The organism is Hylemonella sp. GW821-FHT10B10, from assembly GCF_059415585.1.
This window is the reverse complement of record NZ_JBWKNN010000001.1, coordinates 343,648-360,696: the sequence shown is the minus strand read 5'-3', so window position 1 is coordinate 360,696 and position 17,049 is coordinate 343,648. Positions and strand designations below refer to the sequence as shown.

The following is a 17,049-nucleotide window of genomic DNA, read 5'->3' as shown; positions in this document are numbered from 1 at the left end:
CCCATGGAAGTCAAACGCATACGCGCCCTGCGCGGCCCCAATCTGTGGAGCCACCACACTGCCATCGAGGCCGTCGTCCATTGCACGCCGGCCGAGTGCGAACTGAGCCCGCGGCAGAACTTCGGCCTGCGCCTGCGCACGCGCTTTCCGCAGATCCTGCCGCTGAACCCGACCGGCCACGACGACACCGTGCCCCTGGCCCATGTGCTGGAGTTGGCCGCCTTAGGGCTGCAGGCGCAAGCGGGTTGCCCCGTCACCTTCAGCCGCACCACCCCTACGGTGGAGCCTGGCGTCTACCAGGTGGTGGTCGAATATTCCGAAGAGGCCGTCGGTCGCCTGGCGCTGGAACTGGCGCAGTCGCTGTGCCGCGCCGCCCTGGAGGACACCCCCTTCGACCTGGCCGCCGCCCTGAGCCAGCTGCGCGAACTCGACGAAGACGTGCGCCTGGGCCCGAGTACCGGCTCCATTGCCGACGCGGCGACGGCGCGCGGCATCCCCTACCGCCGCATGACCTCGGGCAGCATGATCCAGTTCGGCTGGGGCAGCAAACAGCGCCGCATCCAGGCGGCCGAGATGGACGTGACCAGCGCGATCTCCGAATCGATCGCGCAGGACAAGGAACTGACCAAGAAGCTGCTGGCCAGCGCCGGCGTGCCTGTGCCGTTGGGTCGCGAGATCACCACGGCCGAGGATGCCTGGGCTGCGGCCGGCGAAATCGGTCTGCCCGTGGTGATCAAGCCCAAGAACGGTAACCAGGGCAAGGGTGTCACCGTCAACATCACCACCCGCGAGCAGTTGCTCAAAGCCTATGCCGCGGCCTCCGAATTCGACAACGAGATCCTGGTCGAGCGCTTCCTGCCCGGCAACGATTTCCGCCTGCTGGTGGTGGGCAACAAGCTGGTCGCCGCAGCCCGCCGTGACCCGCCCACGGTGGTGGGCGACGGCGTGCACACCATCCGCGCCCTGGTGGACCAGGTCAACCAGGATCCGCGCCGCGGCACGGGCCATTCCACCTCACTGACCAAGATCCGCTTCGACGACATCGCCCTGGCCTGCCTGGCCGGCCAGGGTCTGAACGCCGAGTCCGTGCCTGCACCGGGGCGACGCGTCGCGCTGCGCCACAACGCCAATCTGTCCACCGGCGGCACGGCCACCGACGTCACCGACGACGTGCATCCCGAGGTGGCGCACCGCGCCATCATCGCCGCCAAGATGGTGGGGCTGGACATCTGCGGTGTGGACATGGTCTGCGACAACATCCTGCAGCCGCTGGAGGAAACCGGCGGCGGCGTCGTCGAGGTCAACGCCGCACCCGGACTGCGCATGCACCTCTCGCCCTCCTACGGCAAGGGCCGGCCCGTCGGCGAAGCCATCATCTCCACCATGTTCGGCGAGCAGGACAATGGCCGCATCCCCCTGGTCGCCGTCACCGGCACCAACGGCAAGACCACCACCGTGCGCCTGATCGCCCATCTGCTCACGCAGAACAAGCTGCGCGTGGGCATGACCAGCACCGATGGCGTCTACATCGGCGGCGAGCGCATCGACACCGGCGACTGCAGCGGCCCCAAGAGCGCGCGCAATGTGCTGCAGCACCCGGACGTGGACGCGGCGGTGCTGGAAACCGCGCGTGGCGGCATGCTGCGCGAGGGACTGGCCTTCGACCGCTGCGATGTGGCGGTGGTCACCAATGTAGGCAGCGGCGACCACCTGGGTCTGAACTTCATCACCACGGTGGAAGATCTGGCGGTGCTCAAGCGCGTGATCGTGCAGAACATCTCCGACCGGGGTACCGCCGTGCTCAACGCGGCCGACCCCATCGTCGCGGCCATGGCCAACCAGTGCCGCAGCGGCCTGATCACCTTCTTCGCCGCCGACCGCCACAACCCCATCATGGCCACGCACCTGGCCCAGGGCAAGCGCGCGGTGTATGTCGAGGACGGCCACCTGGTGGCGGCCGAAGGCAAGTTCCTGTATCGCCTGCCGCTGGCTGCCGTGCCACTCACCCTGGGTGGCGCTATCGGCTTCCAGGTCGAGAACGTCATGGCCTCCGTGGCTGCCGTCTGGGCCCTGGGCCTGGACTGGGAGCTGATCCGCCAGGGCCTCGCCACTTTCGACAACGACAGCAACAACGCCCAGGGCCGCTTCAACCTGTTCCGCTACAAGGGCGCCACGGTGATCGCCGACTACGGCCACAACCCGGACGCCATGCTGGCCCTGGTGCAGGCCGTGGGGGCCATGCCGGCCCAGCGCCGCTCCGTGGTCATCAGTGGCGCCGGCGACCGGCGCGACGAGGACATCCGCGAACAGACGCGAATCCTGGGTGACGCCTTCGACCAGATCGTGCTGTTCGAGGACGCCTGCCAGCGCGGTCGCGCCGACGGCGAGGTGCTGGCGCTGCTGCGCTCAGGCCTGTCCGAGGCCAAGCGCACGCGCGACGTGCATGAAATCCGCGGCGAGTTCCTGGCCATCGACACGGCCATGGACAAACTAGGCGAAGGTGATCTGTGCTTGATCCTCGTCGACCAGGTGGAAGAAGCGATCGCCCACATCAACGCGCGCATCGCGGGCGCCAGCACCTGAGCTCCGGCCTCTGGCCGGATCCACCGAGGCCTTATTTGGCTTCGGAACCGGGTGTGCGCCCCATGAGCGCCATCACGGCCTGGGCCGGCTGCACGCGGCCGTCCAGCAGCGCCACCACCGCCTGGGCAATGGGCATCTCGATGCCCAGGCCTTGCGCGCGCTGCACCACGGTACGGGCGCAGTAGACGCCTTCGGCCACATGGCCCAGCGAGGCCACAGCCTGTTCCAGCGTTTGCCCCTGGGCCAGCAGCAAGCCCACCTTGCGGTTGCGGCTGAGGTCGCCCGTTGCCGTGAGCACCAGGTCACCCAACCCCGAGAGCCCCATGAAGGTCTCGGCGCGCGCCCCCAGCGCCAGGCCCAGGCGTGTCATCTCGGCCAGACCACGCGTGATCAGCGCGGCCCGGGCATTCAGACCCAGCCCCAGACCGTCGCACAGGCCGGTGGCTATGGCCAGCACGTTTTTCACGGCACCGCCCACCTCGACACCCACGATGTCATCGTTGTCATAAACGCGCAGTGTCGGGCTGTGGAAAGCCTGCACCAGGCGCTCGCGCACGCTGGCGTGGCGGCTGGCCGCCACCAGGGCAGTGGGCTGGCCGCGCGCCACTTCCTGGGCAAAACTCGGGCCGCTCAGCACGCCGGCCTGCAGGGTGGGCGCCACTTGGGCCTGGACCTCATGGGCCAGCAAGCCATGCGGTCCCTGTCCGGCCGGCTCAAAACCCTTGCACAGCCAGGCCACGGCCTGGTCGAAACTGGCAATGCCTTGCAGCACACCGCGCAAACCCGCCATGGGGGTGCCGATCACCACCAGGTCCTGCCCCCGCACCAGCCCGGCCAGGCCTTCGGCCGGGCCGTCCACCACCCGCAGGGATTCGGGCAGCAAGAGATCGGGCAGATAACGGGCGTTGACGCGCTGGGCGCGCATGGCAGCCGCCTGGGCCGCATCACGCGCCCACAGGCTGACCTCGTGGCGCGTCTGCGGATTCAGGCTGGCGCTCACGGCCAGGGCTGTTCCCCAGGCACCTGCGCCGAGCACAAGGATCTTCATGGTCTGGGTCCGGGCCCTGGATGCAGAACGCCGCGGCCTTATTGGACCTTGTTGCCCTGCGCCTGCTGCTGCTCGTACATGGACTGGAAATTGATTTCCTGCAGATGCACGGGCGGGAAACCGCCACGCTGCACGATGTCGGCCACATTGCCGCGCAGGTAAGGGAAGACGATCTGCGGGCAGACCACACCGACGATGGGGCCCATCTGCTCTTCGCTCAGGTTGCGGATCTCGAAGATGCCGGCCTGCTTGGCCTCGACCAGGAACACGGTCTTGTCAGCGATCTGGGTGTGCACGGTGGCCGTCACGGACACCTCGTAGACACCCTCGCCCACCGGCTGGGCCTCGACGCCGAGCTGGATGTCCACCGAGGGCTGCTCGCCCTGCAGCAAGATGGCCGGCGAATTGGGCTGCTCCAGCGAGGCTTCCTTAAGATAAACGCGCTGGATCTGGAAAACGGGGTCTAGCTGGTCGGCCATGAACTTGCCTTGGAAAATGGAGGGTCAAAAAATGAGAGCCCGCCCGGCAGACACCGAGCGAGCTCACGATCGGATCGGCCCGATTATCTCAGGCCGTGGCAGAGGACTTCGGCGCCCGTCAGGCCGCCTGCAACAGCGGGGCCAGCCCGCCCTGGGCGTCCAGGGCGATCAGATCGTCACAACCGCCCACATGGGTGCTGCCGATGAAGATCTGGGGCACCGTGCGTCGGCCGGTCACAGCCATCATGTGTTCGCGCGCCTGGGGATCGGCGTCGACACGGACTTCCTCGATCTGCTCCACACCCTTGGACTTGAGGAACTGCTTGGCGCGCATGCAGTAAGGGCAGACCGCCGTGGTGTACATCTTCACTGCAGGCATGGCTTCAGCCCTTCTCGACCGGCATGCTGGCGGCGCGCCAGCTGGCCAGGCCGCCCCCCAGGGACTGCGCCTGGGCATAACCCAGGCCCTTGGCGATGCGCACCGCGCTGCTGGAACGTCCACCGCTCTGGCAGACGAAAATCACCGGCAGGTCCTTGTTCTTGACCACCGTGGGCAACTGGCTGGCCAGCTGGGCCAGGGGGATGTTCTTGGCACCGTTGACATGGCCGGCCGCGTATTCCTTGGCCTCGCAGACGTCGATCACCACGGCTTTTTCGCGGTTGATCAGCTGCACGGCGGCACCCGGGGTCAGGGAGCTGCCAGCGGCGCCCTTGATGGCCGGCCAGGCCAGCAGCAGGCCGGAACTGAGGCAAACCAGGATCAGGGACCAGTTATCGATGATGAATTTCACAATATTCCTTATAGAAGTTCGCCGGAGCGAAGCCCTGATTTTAAAATGACAGGCTGACGACTGCAGAACGCGGGCTTTTAGCCCCTACCCGCGTTACGCTCTGCCTGTAACCGCTTCGTAACCTCCCCGCTATTCCCCATGTACAAACTCGTGCTCATCCGCCACGGCGAATCGACCTGGAACCTGGAAAACCGCTTCACCGGCTGGACCGATGTCGACCTCACCCCCACCGGCGTCTCCCAGGCCATGTCGGCCGGCAAGCTGCTCAAGGCCGAAGGCTACGACTTCGACGTGGCCTACACCAGCGTGCTCAAGCGCGCCATCCACACCCTCTGGTACTGCCTGGACGAGATGGACCGAACCTGGCTGCCCGTGGTCAAGAGCTGGCGTCTCAACGAGCGCCATTACGGCGCCCTGCAGGGCCTGAACAAGGCCGACATGGCCAAAAAATACGGTGATGAGCAGGTGCTGGTCTGGCGCCGCAGCTACGACACCCCGCCGCCGGCCCTGGAACCGATCGACCCGCGCAGCGAACGGGGCGACCGCCGTTATGCCAGCCTGCCGGCCGATCAGGTGCCGTTGACCGAATGCCTGAAAGACACCGTGGCCCGGGTGCTGCCTTTCTGGAACGAAGCCCTGGCCCCGGCCATCCGGTCCGGCCAGCGGGTGGTCGTGGCAGCCCATGGCAACTCGATCCGCGCCCTGGTCAAGTACCTGGACGGCATTTCCGACCAGGCCATCGTGAGCCTGAACATCCCCAACGGCATCCCCCTGGTCTACGAGCTCGACGCCGAGCTCAAGCCCCTGCGGCACTACTACCTGGGCGATGCCGAAGCCGCCGCCCGCGCCGCAGCCGCCGTGGCTACCCAAGGCAAGGCCGCCTGAAACCGGGCCTTGCACCAGACTGGTTCAGCCCCAACTGAGGAGGTGAGCCGGGCTGGAAATAGCCCAACAATTTGTCACCAGCCGTCGGAACCCCGGCGGCGATTTCGCTTCCAACCGTGTATATTGAAGCGACGAGGGTCTATCCATGGGTCAGAAACTGAAAATCGCCGGCTGGGTTTCGCTGGGCGTGCTCGCCGGCGCGCTCACCACCGTTTCCTTGCAAACCGTGGCACGCAATGCCGTGGCACCGTTGCCGCTGGAAGAACTGCAGCAGCTCGCTGCCGTCTTCGGCATGATCAAGACCGACTATGTCGAACCGGTAGACGAGAAGAAACTCATCACCGACGCCATCTCCGGCATGGTCTCGAGCCTCGACCCGCATTCGCAGTACTTCGACAAGAAGTCCTACAAGGAATTCCGCGAAGGCACAGCCGGACGTTTTGTCGGCGTGGGCATCGAGATCACGCAGGAAGATGGCCTGGTCAAGATCGTCTCGCCCATCGAGGGCTCGCCGGCCTACCGCGCCGGCCTCAAGACCAATGACCTGATCACCCGCATCGACGACACCGCCGTCAAGGGACTGACGCTCAACGAGGCCGTCAAGCGTATGCGCGGCGAGCCCAATACCAAGGTCATGCTGACCATCTTCCGCAAGGACGAGAATCGTTCCTTCCCCGTCACCATCACGCGCGAGGAAATCAAGACCCAGTCAGTCAAGGCCAAGGTGATCGAACCCGGCTACGCCTGGATCCGCCTGAGCCAGTTTCAGGAGCGTTCGGTGGACGACTTCGCCCGCAAGCTGGACGAGATCTACAAGCAGGAACCCGCTCTCAAGGGCCTGGTGCTGGACCTGCGCAACGACCCAGGCGGTCTGCTCGACGCCGCCGTGGCCATCTCGGCCGCCTTCCTGCCCGACAACGTGACCGTGGTCTCGACCAATGGCCAGCTCGCCGAGAGCAAATACACCTTCAAGGCGGCCCCCGAGTTCTACCAGCGCCGCGGCAACAGCGACCCGCTCAAGCGCCTGCCGGCCGGTCTCAAGAAGGTGCCGCTCGTGGTCCTGGTCAACGAAGGCTCGGCCTCGGCCAGCGAAATCGTGGCCGGCGCCCTGCAGGACCACAAACGCGCCACCATCATGGGCAGTCAGACCTTCGGCAAGGGATCGGTGCAGACCGTGCGCCCGCTGGGGCCCGACACCGGCCTGAAGATCACCACGGCGCGTTACTACACGCCCTCGGGCCGCTCCATCCAGGCCAAGGGCATCCTGCCCGACATCATGGTCGACGAAACCGCCGAGGGCAATGTGTTCTCCGTGCTGCGCACCCGCGAAGCCGACCTCGACAAGCACCTCAGCAGCGGCCAGGGCAGCGAGCAGAAGGACGAGGCGCGAGAAAAGGCACGTGATGCGGCGCTCAAGAAGCTGGAAGACGAAGCCAAGAAACCGGCGGCCGAACGTAAGCTGCCGGAATTCGGCACGGACAAGGATTTCCAGCTGATGCAGGCGATCAACCAGCTCAAGGGCCTGCCGGTTCTGGTCAGCAAGACCCAGACCGAGCGCAAAGAGGAACCCAAGGAAAACTGACCCCCAGGCTGCGCGACACTGCGTGTCGCTTCGCCATCCCCTTCCAGGGGGCAGTGCCAGCGGCCCGGCTCGGCCGGTTCCGCGGCACTCTCGATCAAACCCGCTCGGGCCTAGCACCATGAACGACAACCAGTTGTTGCGCTACTCGCGGCACATCCTGCTGGACGAGATCGGCATTGAAGGCCAGCAGCGCCTCCTCGACAGCCACGCCCTGATCATCGGTGCCGGCGGTCTGGGCTCACCGGTCGCGCTTTACCTCGGTTCGGCCGGCGTGGGCCAGCTCACCGTGGTCGACCACGACACGGTCGACATCACCAATCTGCAGCGCCAGATCGCCCACAGCATGACGCGGGTGGGCAGCCCCAAGGTCGACTCCATCCGCCAGGCCGTGGCCAGCCTGAACCCCGAGGTGCGAGTCCACACCGTGGCGCAGCGCGCCGATGCGCCCCTGTTAGACGAGCTGGTGGCCCGTGCCGACGTTGTGCTGGACTGCAGTGACAACTTCCGCACCCGCCAGGCCGTGAACGCCGCCTGCGTGAAGCGGGGCCGTCCCCTGGTCTCGGGTGCGGCCATCCGCTTTGACGGACAGCTGGCCGTCTACGATCCGCGCAGCGCCGATTCACCCTGCTATGCCTGCGTGTTCGACCCGCAGGCCAGCTTCGAGGAGACCCTGTGCTCCACCCTGGGCGTGTTCGCTCCTCTGGTCGGCATCATCGGCACCCTGCAGGCTGCCGAGGCGCTCAAGCTGCTCAGCGGTGCCGGCACCCCCCTGACGGGCCGCCTGCTCATGCTCGACGGCCGCTCCATGGCCTTCAACGAAGTCCGTATCCCGCGCAACCCGGCCTGTCCGGTGTGCGGCCAGGCCGATCACTGAAGCCGGCTCGCCTCAGTGGCAAGGGCCGTGCCGGCGACGGAACGCACGCGGCTGTTCAGCGCGTGCCTGATGGAACAAACCCAATCGCTGTGCCCGTGCCTGCGCTTCCTGATGGGCATAGGGGCCCGTCTGCGCCCGGTAGCGGTACGACCAGGCGTGCCCCTGGCGGACCAACCAGCCCCCCATATCCTCCCCGCGCAGGCTCACACGTGCCAGAGCACGGCCATAGTCATCGTGCCGCCGTACGCGGACCTGCACCGACTGCCCCAGCACGCGCGCGACCAGAGCGGCACGAGCCGTCTCGCCATGGCTCTGGCACAGCTCGGGCGCATCGATGCCGTCGATGCGCACGGAACGTGGTGCGCCACCCTGCTGCGGCCGCACCCACAGCGTGTCGCCGTCACTGACATGGGTCACCGTGCCGGTCCAGGTCGACTTCGGCGCTTGCGCGAGCACCGGTACCGCCAGGCTGAACCACAGCACCAGTATCCAGCTGCCCCGCTTCATGCCCTGCACCGTCTGTTCCCTTGTTTTTGTGGCCTGTTCATCGAAGCCCTGATTTAAAGGAGGAAGCCCGTCAAATTTGGGGCCTCGTCCCGCGGGGCTCCTGTTAGACTTTGATGGTAAATGATGGACATCCACCCCCTGTGAGCTCCGCCGCCGCTCCCCTGCTTGACGTGAACGCGCTGCGTCTGGACGACGCGCGCGCGCTGCTCGAGCACGACGGCACCGAGTTGCCGGCTCCTGGTGATGGCCCTGTCGCCTACCTGCAGCGCATCATCGACGGCCTGTGCGAACTCTCCCTGCGTGACCCGCTCACAGGCTTGGCCAACCGGCGCCATTTCCGCGCTGTGCTCTCGCGCGAGATCGAGATCGTGGCACGCTCCGGCAACTCGGCCCTGCTGCTGATGCTGGACATCGACCATTTCAAGAAGGTAAACGATACGCATGGCCACCTGGCCGGCGACAAGGTCCTGCAGGCCGTGGCGCGCTGCATCGCCGGTTGCGTGCGCCCGCAGGACACCGTGGCGCGTTACGGTGGCGAGGAATTTGCCATCGTCATGCCCGATTGCCAGGCCGCCTATGGTGAAACCGTGGCCGAACGCATCCGCCAATCGATCGCCGCCCTGTCCATCCCGGTGAGCCCGCTGCTCAGCCTGCAGATCACCACCAGCGTGGGCGGCGCCTTCGCACCGGTATGGGTGCGCTCCACCGCCGATTTGTGGATCGAACGCGCCGATACCCAGCTCTACCTGGCCAAGGCCCAGGGGCGCAACCGGGTGTGCATCGACCACCAGCAAGTCATTTCCGTCAGTCCGGAGGAAAAAAGCCTGCTGTTCGGCAATCTGGCCCTGGCTGATTCCGCCTGGAGCGAACTGACCGACAGCACTACGCAGAGGTTCAGCTGATGAGTGATGAACTGACTACCGACAAAGACAAGCCGGCACCGCCCGTGCCCCTCAAGCCCCTGGGCAAAGTACTGGCCATCACCAGCGGCAAAGGCGGCGTGGGCAAGACCTTTGTCTCGGCCAACCTGGCCGCTGCGTTGGCACGGCGCGGCCTGCGCGTGCTGGTGCTGGACGCCGACCTCGGCCTGGCCAACCTGGACGTGGTGCTCAACCTCTACCCCAAGACCACGCTGCACGACGTCTTCACCGGCAAGGCCAAGCTGGACGAGGCCATCATCAAGGCGCCGGGTGGCTTCTCTGTGCTGCTGGCTGGCTCCGGCATGGTCGAGTACTCGCGCCTGACCCCCGAGGTACGCGACGAGTTCCTGCGCGTGATGGAGAGCCTCGTGCCGCGTTTCGACGTGGTGCTACTCGACACCGGCGCCGGCATCTCCGACGTGGTGCTGTTCGCGGTCTCACTGGCTTCCGAAGTGCTGCTGGTCGTGACGCCGGAACCGACTTCGCTGACGGATGCCTACGCCACCATCAAGGTACTGGTCGGGCAACAGAAGCGCCAGAACATCCGCATGATCGTCAACCAGACCGCCCGTCCGGGTGACGGCCGGGCCATCACGGTACAACTGCAGCAGGTGGTGGACCGCTTCGTGCCGGGCGAGCCGGGCAAGCCGGTCAAGCTCATCCATGTGGGTGACATCCCCGTCGACCCCTCGGTACGCCAGGCCATCATGCGCCGCCAGCTGCTCATGCAGGTCACGCCGGGCTGCCCAGCCGGACTGGCCCTGGTGCAACTGGCCGGCAAGATCGAGGACACGGTCATCCCCAAAAACAGCTGAGGCGGCCTGAGCCGCCTCCCGAGACGCGCGCCAGAGCGGTGCTCAGCTGCGGCCGATGATGGAGGCCGTGGCCATCAGCTCTTCGAGCAATGCCAGCGAGACCTTGCCGGAGACAGCATAGGGATCGAGCTCAGGCTTCTCGGAGTATTTCAACAGGATGGATGTGTTGATGCGCGAGAGGTTGACCTGCCCCATGGTCCAGCCGCCGAAGCGCCGCTCGTTGATTTCCTCGTAATGCAGGAGTACCACATCCTTGTGACGTGCATCGCGCTGGATATGACCATACAGGTCGCTGACCGCATTGCGCCCGCCCTCGATGGCTTGCAGGAAGATGCCGCCGCCATAACAGAGGATGCCTGTGACGCCGCAACTCGGGTTGTACTGGCGTGAATGCGCCAATATGTTCTCGATGGCTTCGGGGCTGGTATCGACGGCGCGGCTGGCGTAAAGCAGACGAACGAGCATCTTCAGGACCTTTGGGGTATCAGTGACAGGAATTCACGGCGCAGATTGGGATCCTTCAGGAACACGCCGCGCATGACCGAGTTGATCATCTTGCTATCCATGTCCTTGACCCCACGCCAGGCCATGCAGTAGTGGCTGGCTTCCATGACGATGGCCAGGCCATCGGGCTGGGTCTTTTCCTGGATCAGGTCGGCCAGCTGGACCACGGCCTCTTCCTGGATCTGCGGCCGGCCCATGATCCATTCGGCCAGGCGGGCGTATTTGGACAGGCCGATCACATTGGTGTGCTCGTTGGGCATGACACCGATCCAGATCTTGCCGATGACCGGACAGAAATGGTGCGAGCAGGCACTGCGCACCGTGATCGGCCCGACGATCATCAACTCGTTGAGATGCTCTGCATTGGGAAACTCTGTGATGGTCGGCGCCTGCACGTAACGCCCGCGGAACACCTCGTTCACGTACATCTTGGCCACGCGGCGTGCCGTGTTGTCAGTGTTGTGGTCGTTCTCGGTATCGATGACCAGGCTGTCCAGCACATGCTGCATCTTCTGCGCGACCTCGTCCAGCATCCGCTCCAGTTCGCCTGGCTCGATGTACTCGGCGATGTTGTCGTTCGCATAGAAACGCTTGCGGGCCGACAACAGGCGCTCGCGGATCTTCACGGACACCGGGGTGCCCTCGTCGGAGGCGTCTGCGGGGGACAGGGGACTCTGGCTTTTCTTCAGCATGGCCTTATGGTACCAGCGATTCGCCATCAGGGTTATCGCCCCCTGAGCCTTGAGATATGGACATCAGGAGCTATCAATTCAATAGCGATTTCCGCTCAGAAAGACCGCCATCCGCATCAACCCGAAAGCCACGCGGTCCAGCAGGCGCTGATACCAGGGCCGGTCGGCATAACGGGCCGGGTCCACCTGGTGGCCCTCCTTGTCCATGGCGTGAACCAGACGGGAGCGCAGATCCCGGGCGAAATGGACATCGTCCACCACCACGTTCGCCTCACGCGCCAGCAAGAGACTCAGGGGATCGAGATTGGAAGAACCCACCGTGGCCCAGTGCCCGTCGATCACCGCCACCTTGGCATGCAGGAAACTGGGCGAATACTCATGGATCTCCATGCCCGCCCCAAGCAGCACCCCGTAGACCATGCGCACAGCGTGGAACTGCATGAAATACTCATATCGGCCTTGCAGCAGCAGACGCACCCGGACCCCGCGCCGCGCCGCATGGATCAGCGCCAGCCTGAGCTTGCGTCCGGGAACGAAATAGGCGTTGGCGATGATGATCTCATGGCGCGCCTCGGCGATCGCCTTGCGGTAGGCCCGCTCGATCCTGCTGCGGTTGCGCAGGTTATCGCGCAGCAGCAGTGCCGCACGCGTCCTGGCCCCCTGGGCCGTGGCCGCCACGGCGGCCTCGTTCGGCCCGGACAGAACCACCTGCCTGACCGCTTCCTCCAGCTGATGCCAGGCCGCTGGCAGATCGGCCTCACGAAGCTTGTTGCCCACCTGCAGACGCCACCAGAACTGCACCATTACCTCATGCACGGCGCGCACCAGCGGGCCTGTCACACGCACGGCAAAATCGAACCGGGGCGCCTGCAGCGGACCATGGTTGGGGTCGTACCAGTCGTCCAGCACATTGATGCCCCCGCAAAAAACCGTCTGACCATCCACGATGCACAGCTTGCGGTGCAGGCGGCGCCACCGGCTCGGTATCAGCAGCCCCAAATGCCCCAGTGGCCTGAATATCCGCCACTGGACACCGGCCTCATCAAAGCGCGCGGTCCATTGCGCAGGCAGATCGGGGGTGCCCACGCCGTCCACCACCAGGTAAACCGACACCCCGCGCCGGGCCGCGTCCACCAGCGCGGAGGCCACCTGCTCTCCCGAGGTATCCAGATGGAAGATATAACTTTCCATGCGAACCTCGTGCACGCTGCTTTCGATGGCCTGCACCAGCGACGGAAACAGCGCCTGTCCGCCTTGCAGCAATTGCACACGGTGACCGGCACGCAGAGGCGGCAGGTGGCGGTCTTTCATGGCGCCGGCAGTCCGAACTCGGCAATCAAAGGCAGGTGATCGGACATGCGGCGCCAGACACGGCCATGCGGCACATGTGCCCCCAGGGCCACCAGGCCACGCGCGTAGACATAGTCAAACTGCACGATAGGCAGGATCGCCGGGAAAGTCCTGTGCGACCCGGGCTGCCAGGCCTGCAGACCACAGGTTTTCAGCTGCAGTCCGACCCGATCACCCCAGTCATTGAAGTCACCGGCCACCAGCAGGGGCGCGTCATCGGGAATCTCGCGCGCGATAAAGCGCATCAACTGCGCGGCCTGGCGTAGACGGCTGGCGCCCAGCAGGCCCAGATGCACCACCACCACGTGGATGTACACCCCGTTGACATGAACCTCGCTGTGCAGCAGGCCCCGCTGCTCGAAGCGATGGTCTGACATGTCTTCATGCTGGTGCGACAGCACGGGCCAGCGCGACAGCAAGGCATTGCCGTGTTCGCCGTGGCGGGTATAGGCATTGGTGCGGTAGACCGCCTCGTAACCCTCGGGGGCCAGAAAATCGGCCTGCGGCATGCCCGGCCAGCGGCTGAAATGCTGCTCATGGCGCCGGTGCTCTTTGTGCACTTCCTGCAGGCAGACGATGTCGGCATCGAGCTGTTCCACCGCCAGGCCCAGGTTGTGGATCTCCAGCCGGCGTCGCGGCCCCAGGCCACGCACCCCCTTGTGGATGTTGTAGGTGGCCACGCGCAAGATGTTCATGGAACTATTCTGGCAGGACGGCCAAGGGCTGTGCAAAACGCGGCAGCATGAGGCAGGCCTCGGCGTTGCTGGGCGAGGCACAGGCCTCGGCCGCCTCGCGCCAGGGCAGCCAGCGCCAGGCCGTGTGCTCGCGCGGACTCAGGGTGATGGGTGTACCCGCCGGTACCCGCAGGCCGAAGAGGTGCTCGGTGTTGTGGACCACACCCGGTTCGTAGCGGTGGCGCCAGCGTGGGTAGATCTCGTAGACGTTCTCCAGCCCCCAGTCCAGCAGGACATGACCCGGCGCGCGGGCATCGATGCCGGTCTCCTCTGCGATCTCGCGCACAGCAGTCGCTTCGAAGGACTCATGGAGATGGTCCTTGGCGCCCGTGACCGACTGCCAGAAATCCTCGGTATCGGCGCGCCTGATCAGCAGCACCTCCAGCGCCGGTGTGTGGATCACCACCAACACGGATTGCGGGATTTTGTAGGTCGGGTTCATGGCAAGAAAAAGGGCGCTACTTGAGCGCCCTTTGATTCTGCACCAAGGCAGGAGCCCGGGAAATTCAAGCCGGCTTCACAGCGTCCGGGTTGCGCAAGCGGATGTGCAGCTCGCGCAGCTGCTTCTCGTCCACCGGGCTCGGGGCCTGCGTGAGCAGACACTGGGCACGCTGGGTCTTGGGGAAGGCGATCACGTCGCGGATCGATTCGGCACCGGTCATCAGCGTGACGATACGGTCCAGGCCAAAGGCCAGGCCGCCGTGCGGCGGGGCGCCGTACTGCAGCGCATCCAGCAGGAAGCCGAACTTGAGTTTGGCTTCCTCGGGCGTGATCTTGAGCGCGTCGAACACCTTCTGCTGCACGTCGGCGCGGTGGATACGGACCGAGCCGCCCCCCATTTCCCAGCCGTTGAGCACCATGTCGTAACCCTGCGAGATGCATTTCTCCGGCGCGGTGACCATCCAGTCCTCGTGGCCGGCCTTGGGCGCGGTGAAGGGGTGGTGCACGGCGGTGTAGCGCTGGTTTTCCTCGTCGAACTCGAACATGGGGAAATCCACCACCCACATCGGCGCCCAACGGGCTTCGAACAGGCCGTTCTTCTTGCCGAACTCGCTGTGGCCGATCTTGATGCGCAGCGCACCGATGGCATCGTTGACGATCTTGGCCTTGTCAGCACCGAAGAAGATCAGGTCGCCGTCCTGGGCACCCGTGCGCTTGAGTACCTCGGCCAGCGCGGCGTCATGGATGTTCTTGACGATGGGCGACTGCAGGCCATCGCGGCCCTTGCTCACTTCATTGACGCGGATATAGGCCAGGCCCTTGGCGCCGTAGATCTTGACGAATTCGGTATAGGCGTCGATCTCGCCGCGGCTGATGCCGCCGCCTTCGACCGAACCACCCGGCACACGCAGGGCCACCACACGACCGCCCACCATGTTGGCGGCGCCCGAGAAGACCTTGAAGTCCACGTCCTTCATCACATCGGTGAGTTCGGTGAACTGCAGCTTCACACGCAGGTCGGGCTTGTCCGAACCGTACAGGTGCATGGCGTCCTGGTAAGTCATGACCGGGAACTCGCCCAGGTCCACGCCGATGGTGTTCTTGAACACCGTCGTGATCATGCCCTGGAACATGTCGCGGATGTCCTGCTCGCTCAGGAAGGACGTCTCGATATCGATCTGCGTGAACTCGGGCTGACGGTCGGCGCGCAGGTCCTCGTCACGGAAGCACTTGGTGATCTGGTAATAACGGTCGAAACCGGCCACCATGAGCAACTGCTTGAACAGCTGGGGCGACTGCGGCAGCGCGAAGAACTGGCCGTCGTGCACGCGGCTGGGCACAAGGTAGTCGCGCGCGCCTTCGGGCGTGCTCTTGGTCAGCATGGGCGTCTCGATGTCCACGAAACCGTTGGCGTCGAGGAACTTGCGCACCTCCATGGCCACCTTGTAACGCAGCATCAGGTTGTTCTGCATATAGGGACGGCGCAGGTCGAGCACGCGGTGCGTGAGGCGCGTGGTCTCTGAGAGGTTGTCCTCGTCGAGCTGGAACGGGGGCGTGACCGAGGGGTTGAGCACGGTCAGCTCATGGCACAGCACCTCGATCTTGCCGCTCTTGAGGCTGTCGTTGGTGGTGCCGGCCGGACGTGCGCGCACCAGGCCTTTGACCTGGATGCAGAACTCGTTGCGCAGATCTTCGGCGGCCTTGAACATCTCGGCGCGGTCCGGGTCGCACACGACCTGCACATAACCCTCGCGGTCACGCAGGTCGACGAAGATCACGCCGCCGTGGTCGCGCCGGCGGTTGACCCAACCGCACAGGGTGACGGTCTGGCCCAGCAGGGCTTCGGTCACGAGACCGCAGTAGTGGGAACGCATGGCCATGGGGCTTACTCTTTCAGGAAATCAGGGATGGGGAGGCTGGCCGGGCTCGGCCGGCTTCTTCGCAGAGCCGGGGACGATCACGCCCATGGAGATCACATAGGTCAGCGCCTCGTCGACGTTCATGTCCAGCACGATGCAATCGCTGGCCTTGATCATCACGAAGTAGCCGCCCGTGGGGTTGGGTGTGGTCGGAACGTAAACGCTCAGGTACTCGCCCGGCAGATGGTTGAGCAGGTCGCCACCAGGCACGCCGGTCACGAAACCGATGGTCCACATGCCCTCGCGCGGCCACTGCACCAGCACGGCCTGGCGAAAGGCATTGCCTTTCTCGGAAAACAGGGTGTCCGAGACTTGCTTGACGCCGGAATAGATGGAGCGCACCACCGGGATGCGGTGCAGCAGGGCATTCCACCAGCTGAGCAGCTGGTTACCGATGAAATTCGAGGTCAGGGCGCCGATGGCCAGCACCACGGCCAGGGCGAAGATCACCCCCAGGCCGGGAATGTGCAGACCCAGCCATTGGTCGGGCTGCCAGGAGGCAGGCAGGATGCGCAGGGTCTGGTCCAGCGTGGACACCACCCATTCCAGCACCCAGACGGTGATGCCCAGCGGGGCCAGCACCAGCAGGCCCGCGAACAGCCATTTGCGGAATTTGGCCATGGCCATCAAGCGCAACCGCAGCCCGTGCCGCAACTGTGGCTGGCCGGTGCGGCCGCAGCCGGAGCCTCGCTGGTCGCGGTCGCAGCAGCGGGGGCGGTGGCGGCAGGAGCAGCGCCACCCCGGAAATCGGTGGCGTACCAGCCGCTGCCCTTGAGTTGAAAGCCGGCAGCCGTGACCTGCTTGCGGAAAGTCGGTTTGCCACAGGCCGGGCAGTCGCTCAGGGTCGGGTCAGAGATCTTCTGCAGCACATCCTTGGCGGCACCGCAGGATTCACATTTGTAGGCGTAAATAGGCATGGCTCGAA

Annotated in this window: 19 protein-coding genes; 6 read left to right on the top strand and 13 right to left on the bottom strand. The window is 65.3% G+C overall.

What is annotated here, in order from left to right:
- The first annotated feature begins 3 nt into the window (after window positions 1-3).
- Window positions 4-2,583 carry a cyanophycin synthetase gene (cphA, locus tag AC07NT_RS01750; protein ID WP_498598147.1) on the top strand — a complete coding sequence of 860 codons (2,580 nt, stop codon included), beginning with the start codon at window positions 4-6 and terminating at the stop codon, window positions 2,581-2,583.
- 31 nt (window positions 2,584-2,614) lie between these two features.
- On the opposite strand, the gene AC07NT_RS01745 is transcribed toward cphA, so the two are convergent.
- The 4 genes from AC07NT_RS01745 to AC07NT_RS01730 all read right to left on the bottom strand — a co-directional run bounded on the left by AC07NT_RS01745 (window position 2,615) and on the right by AC07NT_RS01730 (window position 4,901).
- Entirely contained in the window at window positions 2,615-3,631 is a 1,017-nt protein-coding gene (locus tag AC07NT_RS01745) for an NAD(P)H-dependent glycerol-3-phosphate dehydrogenase (protein WP_498598148.1), read from the bottom strand.
- 38 nt (window positions 3,632-3,669) lie between these two features.
- Window positions 3,670-4,110 (bottom strand): protein-export chaperone SecB, encoded by a 441-nt coding sequence (gene secB, locus AC07NT_RS01740; protein WP_498598149.1) that lies wholly within the window; start codon window positions 4,108-4,110, stop codon window positions 3,670-3,672.
- A 118-nt stretch (window positions 4,111-4,228) separates the two neighbouring features.
- Window positions 4,229-4,489, bottom strand: a complete 261-nt coding sequence (gene grxC / locus AC07NT_RS01735) for a glutaredoxin 3 (RefSeq protein WP_498598150.1) — start codon at window positions 4,487-4,489, stop codon at window positions 4,229-4,231.
- A gap of 4 nt (window positions 4,490-4,493) precedes the next feature.
- Window positions 4,494-4,901 (bottom strand): rhodanese-like domain-containing protein, encoded by a 408-nt coding sequence (locus AC07NT_RS01730; RefSeq protein WP_498598151.1) that lies wholly within the window; start codon window positions 4,899-4,901, stop codon window positions 4,494-4,496.
- A gap of 138 nt (window positions 4,902-5,039) precedes the next feature.
- On the opposite strand from AC07NT_RS01730, the gene gpmA reads away from it, so the two are divergent.
- The 3 genes from gpmA (at window position 5,040) to AC07NT_RS01715 (ending at window position 8,242) form a co-directional block, all read left to right on the top strand.
- Window positions 5,040-5,786, top strand: a complete 747-nt coding sequence (gpmA, locus tag AC07NT_RS01725; protein ID WP_498598152.1) for a 2,3-diphosphoglycerate-dependent phosphoglycerate mutase — start codon at window positions 5,040-5,042, stop codon at window positions 5,784-5,786.
- Window positions 5,787-5,931: 145 nt separating this feature from the next.
- Window positions 5,932-7,368 (top strand): S41 family peptidase, encoded by a 1,437-nt coding sequence (locus AC07NT_RS01720; RefSeq protein WP_498598153.1) that lies wholly within the window; start codon window positions 5,932-5,934, stop codon window positions 7,366-7,368.
- 118 nt (window positions 7,369-7,486) lie between these two features.
- Window positions 7,487-8,242 (top strand): HesA/MoeB/ThiF family protein, encoded by a 756-nt coding sequence (locus tag AC07NT_RS01715; protein ID WP_498598154.1) that lies wholly within the window; start codon window positions 7,487-7,489, stop codon window positions 8,240-8,242.
- 12 nt (window positions 8,243-8,254) lie between these two features.
- On the opposite strand, the gene AC07NT_RS01710 is transcribed toward AC07NT_RS01715, so the two are convergent.
- Window positions 8,255-8,749, bottom strand: coding sequence for a thermonuclease family protein (locus AC07NT_RS01710; protein WP_498598155.1), 495 nt, complete (start codon window positions 8,747-8,749; stop codon window positions 8,255-8,257).
- Between the two features lie 113 nt (window positions 8,750-8,862).
- On the opposite strand from AC07NT_RS01710, the gene AC07NT_RS01705 reads away from it, so the two are divergent.
- Both AC07NT_RS01705 and AC07NT_RS01700 read left to right on the top strand, forming a co-directional pair.
- Complete coding sequence (locus AC07NT_RS01705) at window positions 8,863-9,651, top strand: GGDEF domain-containing protein (protein WP_498598156.1); 789 nt, start codon at window positions 8,863-8,865, stop codon at window positions 9,649-9,651.
- Entirely contained in the window at window positions 9,651-10,484 is an 834-nt protein-coding gene (locus AC07NT_RS01700; RefSeq protein ID WP_498598157.1) for a MinD/ParA family protein, read from the top strand. Before AC07NT_RS01705 ends, AC07NT_RS01700 begins: the two co-directional genes overlap by 1 nt.
- 42 nt (window positions 10,485-10,526) lie before the next feature.
- Here the strand turns inward: AC07NT_RS01700 and AC07NT_RS01695 are convergent, their stop codons facing one another.
- The 8 genes from AC07NT_RS01695 to AC07NT_RS01660 all read right to left on the bottom strand — a co-directional run bounded on the left by AC07NT_RS01695 (window position 10,527) and on the right by AC07NT_RS01660 (window position 17,041).
- Window positions 10,527-10,949, bottom strand: coding sequence for a BLUF domain-containing protein (locus AC07NT_RS01695; RefSeq protein WP_498598158.1), 423 nt, complete (start codon window positions 10,947-10,949; stop codon window positions 10,527-10,529).
- A 2-nt stretch (window positions 10,950-10,951) separates the two neighbouring features.
- Entirely contained in the window at window positions 10,952-11,680 is a 729-nt protein-coding gene (folE, locus tag AC07NT_RS01690) for a GTP cyclohydrolase I (protein WP_498598159.1), read from the bottom strand.
- Window positions 11,681-11,758: 78 nt separating this feature from the next.
- A complete protein-coding gene (gene clsB, locus AC07NT_RS01685) occupies window positions 11,759-12,991 on the bottom strand; it encodes a cardiolipin synthase ClsB (protein ID WP_498598160.1) in 1,233 nt (410 codons plus the stop codon).
- Complete coding sequence (locus tag AC07NT_RS01680; RefSeq protein ID WP_498598161.1) at window positions 12,988-13,725, bottom strand: endonuclease/exonuclease/phosphatase family protein; 738 nt, start codon at window positions 13,723-13,725, stop codon at window positions 12,988-12,990. Before AC07NT_RS01680 ends, clsB begins: the two co-directional genes overlap by 4 nt.
- 4 nt (window positions 13,726-13,729) lie before the next feature.
- The gene (gene nudB, locus AC07NT_RS01675) at window positions 13,730-14,206 is read right to left on the bottom strand and encodes a dihydroneopterin triphosphate diphosphatase (protein ID WP_498598162.1); all 477 of its coding nucleotides are present in this window, start codon (window positions 14,204-14,206) and stop codon (window positions 13,730-13,732) included.
- A gap of 64 nt (window positions 14,207-14,270) precedes the next feature.
- Window positions 14,271-16,085: an aspartate--tRNA ligase gene (gene aspS / locus AC07NT_RS01670; RefSeq protein ID WP_498598163.1), complete on the bottom strand. Its 1,815-nt coding sequence runs from the start codon at window positions 16,083-16,085 to the stop codon at window positions 14,271-14,273.
- Between the two features lie 21 nt (window positions 16,086-16,106).
- The gene (locus AC07NT_RS01665) at window positions 16,107-16,745 is read right to left on the bottom strand and encodes a DUF502 domain-containing protein (protein WP_498598164.1); all 639 of its coding nucleotides are present in this window, start codon (window positions 16,743-16,745) and stop codon (window positions 16,107-16,109) included.
- A gap of 5 nt (window positions 16,746-16,750) precedes the next feature.
- Window positions 16,751-17,041, bottom strand: a complete 291-nt coding sequence (locus AC07NT_RS01660) for an FmdB family zinc ribbon protein (protein ID WP_498598165.1) — start codon at window positions 17,039-17,041, stop codon at window positions 16,751-16,753.
- Between the last annotated feature and the right edge of the window lie 8 nt (window positions 17,042-17,049).

What these genes read in the sequence shown, in the direction of transcription:
- AC07NT_RS01700 (WP_498598157.1), top strand. Translation starts at nt 9,651, where the DNA reads ATGAGTGATGAACTGACTACCGACAAAGACAAGCCGGCACCGCCCGTG.
- AC07NT_RS01710 (WP_498598155.1), bottom strand. Translation starts at nt 8,749, where the DNA reads ATGAAGCGGGGCAGCTGGATACTGGTGCTGTGGTTCAGCCTGGCGGTA.
- AC07NT_RS01665 (WP_498598164.1), bottom strand. Translation starts at nt 16,745, where the DNA reads ATGGCCAAATTCCGCAAATGGCTGTTCGCGGGCCTGCTGGTGCTGGCC.
- AC07NT_RS01715 (WP_498598154.1), top strand. Translation starts at nt 7,487, where the DNA reads ATGAACGACAACCAGTTGTTGCGCTACTCGCGGCACATCCTGCTGGAC.
- cphA (WP_498598147.1), top strand. Translation starts at nt 4, where the DNA reads ATGGAAGTCAAACGCATACGCGCCCTGCGCGGCCCCAATCTGTGGAGC.
- clsB (WP_498598160.1), bottom strand. Translation starts at nt 12,991, where the DNA reads ATGAAAGACCGCCACCTGCCGCCTCTGCGTGCCGGTCACCGTGTGCAA.
- grxC (WP_498598150.1), bottom strand. Translation starts at nt 4,489, where the DNA reads ATGCCTGCAGTGAAGATGTACACCACGGCGGTCTGCCCTTACTGCATG.
- AC07NT_RS01695 (WP_498598158.1), bottom strand. Translation starts at nt 10,949, where the DNA reads ATGCTCGTTCGTCTGCTTTACGCCAGCCGCGCCGTCGATACCAGCCCC.
- AC07NT_RS01745 (WP_498598148.1), bottom strand. Translation starts at nt 3,631, where the DNA reads ATGAAGATCCTTGTGCTCGGCGCAGGTGCCTGGGGAACAGCCCTGGCC.
- secB (WP_498598149.1), bottom strand. Translation starts at nt 4,110, where the DNA reads ATGGCCGACCAGCTAGACCCCGTTTTCCAGATCCAGCGCGTTTATCTT.
- aspS (WP_498598163.1), bottom strand. Translation starts at nt 16,085, where the DNA reads ATGGCCATGCGTTCCCACTACTGCGGTCTCGTGACCGAAGCCCTGCTG.
- AC07NT_RS01720 (WP_498598153.1), top strand. Translation starts at nt 5,932, where the DNA reads ATGGGTCAGAAACTGAAAATCGCCGGCTGGGTTTCGCTGGGCGTGCTC.
- nudB (WP_498598162.1), bottom strand. Translation starts at nt 14,206, where the DNA reads ATGAACCCGACCTACAAAATCCCGCAATCCGTGTTGGTGGTGATCCAC.
- AC07NT_RS01705 (WP_498598156.1), top strand. Translation starts at nt 8,863, where the DNA reads ATGGTAAATGATGGACATCCACCCCCTGTGAGCTCCGCCGCCGCTCCC.
- AC07NT_RS01680 (WP_498598161.1), bottom strand. Translation starts at nt 13,725, where the DNA reads ATGAACATCTTGCGCGTGGCCACCTACAACATCCACAAGGGGGTGCGT.
- folE (WP_498598159.1), bottom strand. Translation starts at nt 11,680, where the DNA reads ATGCTGAAGAAAAGCCAGAGTCCCCTGTCCCCCGCAGACGCCTCCGAC.
- AC07NT_RS01660 (WP_498598165.1), bottom strand. Translation starts at nt 17,041, where the DNA reads ATGCCTATTTACGCCTACAAATGTGAATCCTGCGGTGCCGCCAAGGAT.
- gpmA (WP_498598152.1), top strand. Translation starts at nt 5,040, where the DNA reads ATGTACAAACTCGTGCTCATCCGCCACGGCGAATCGACCTGGAACCTG.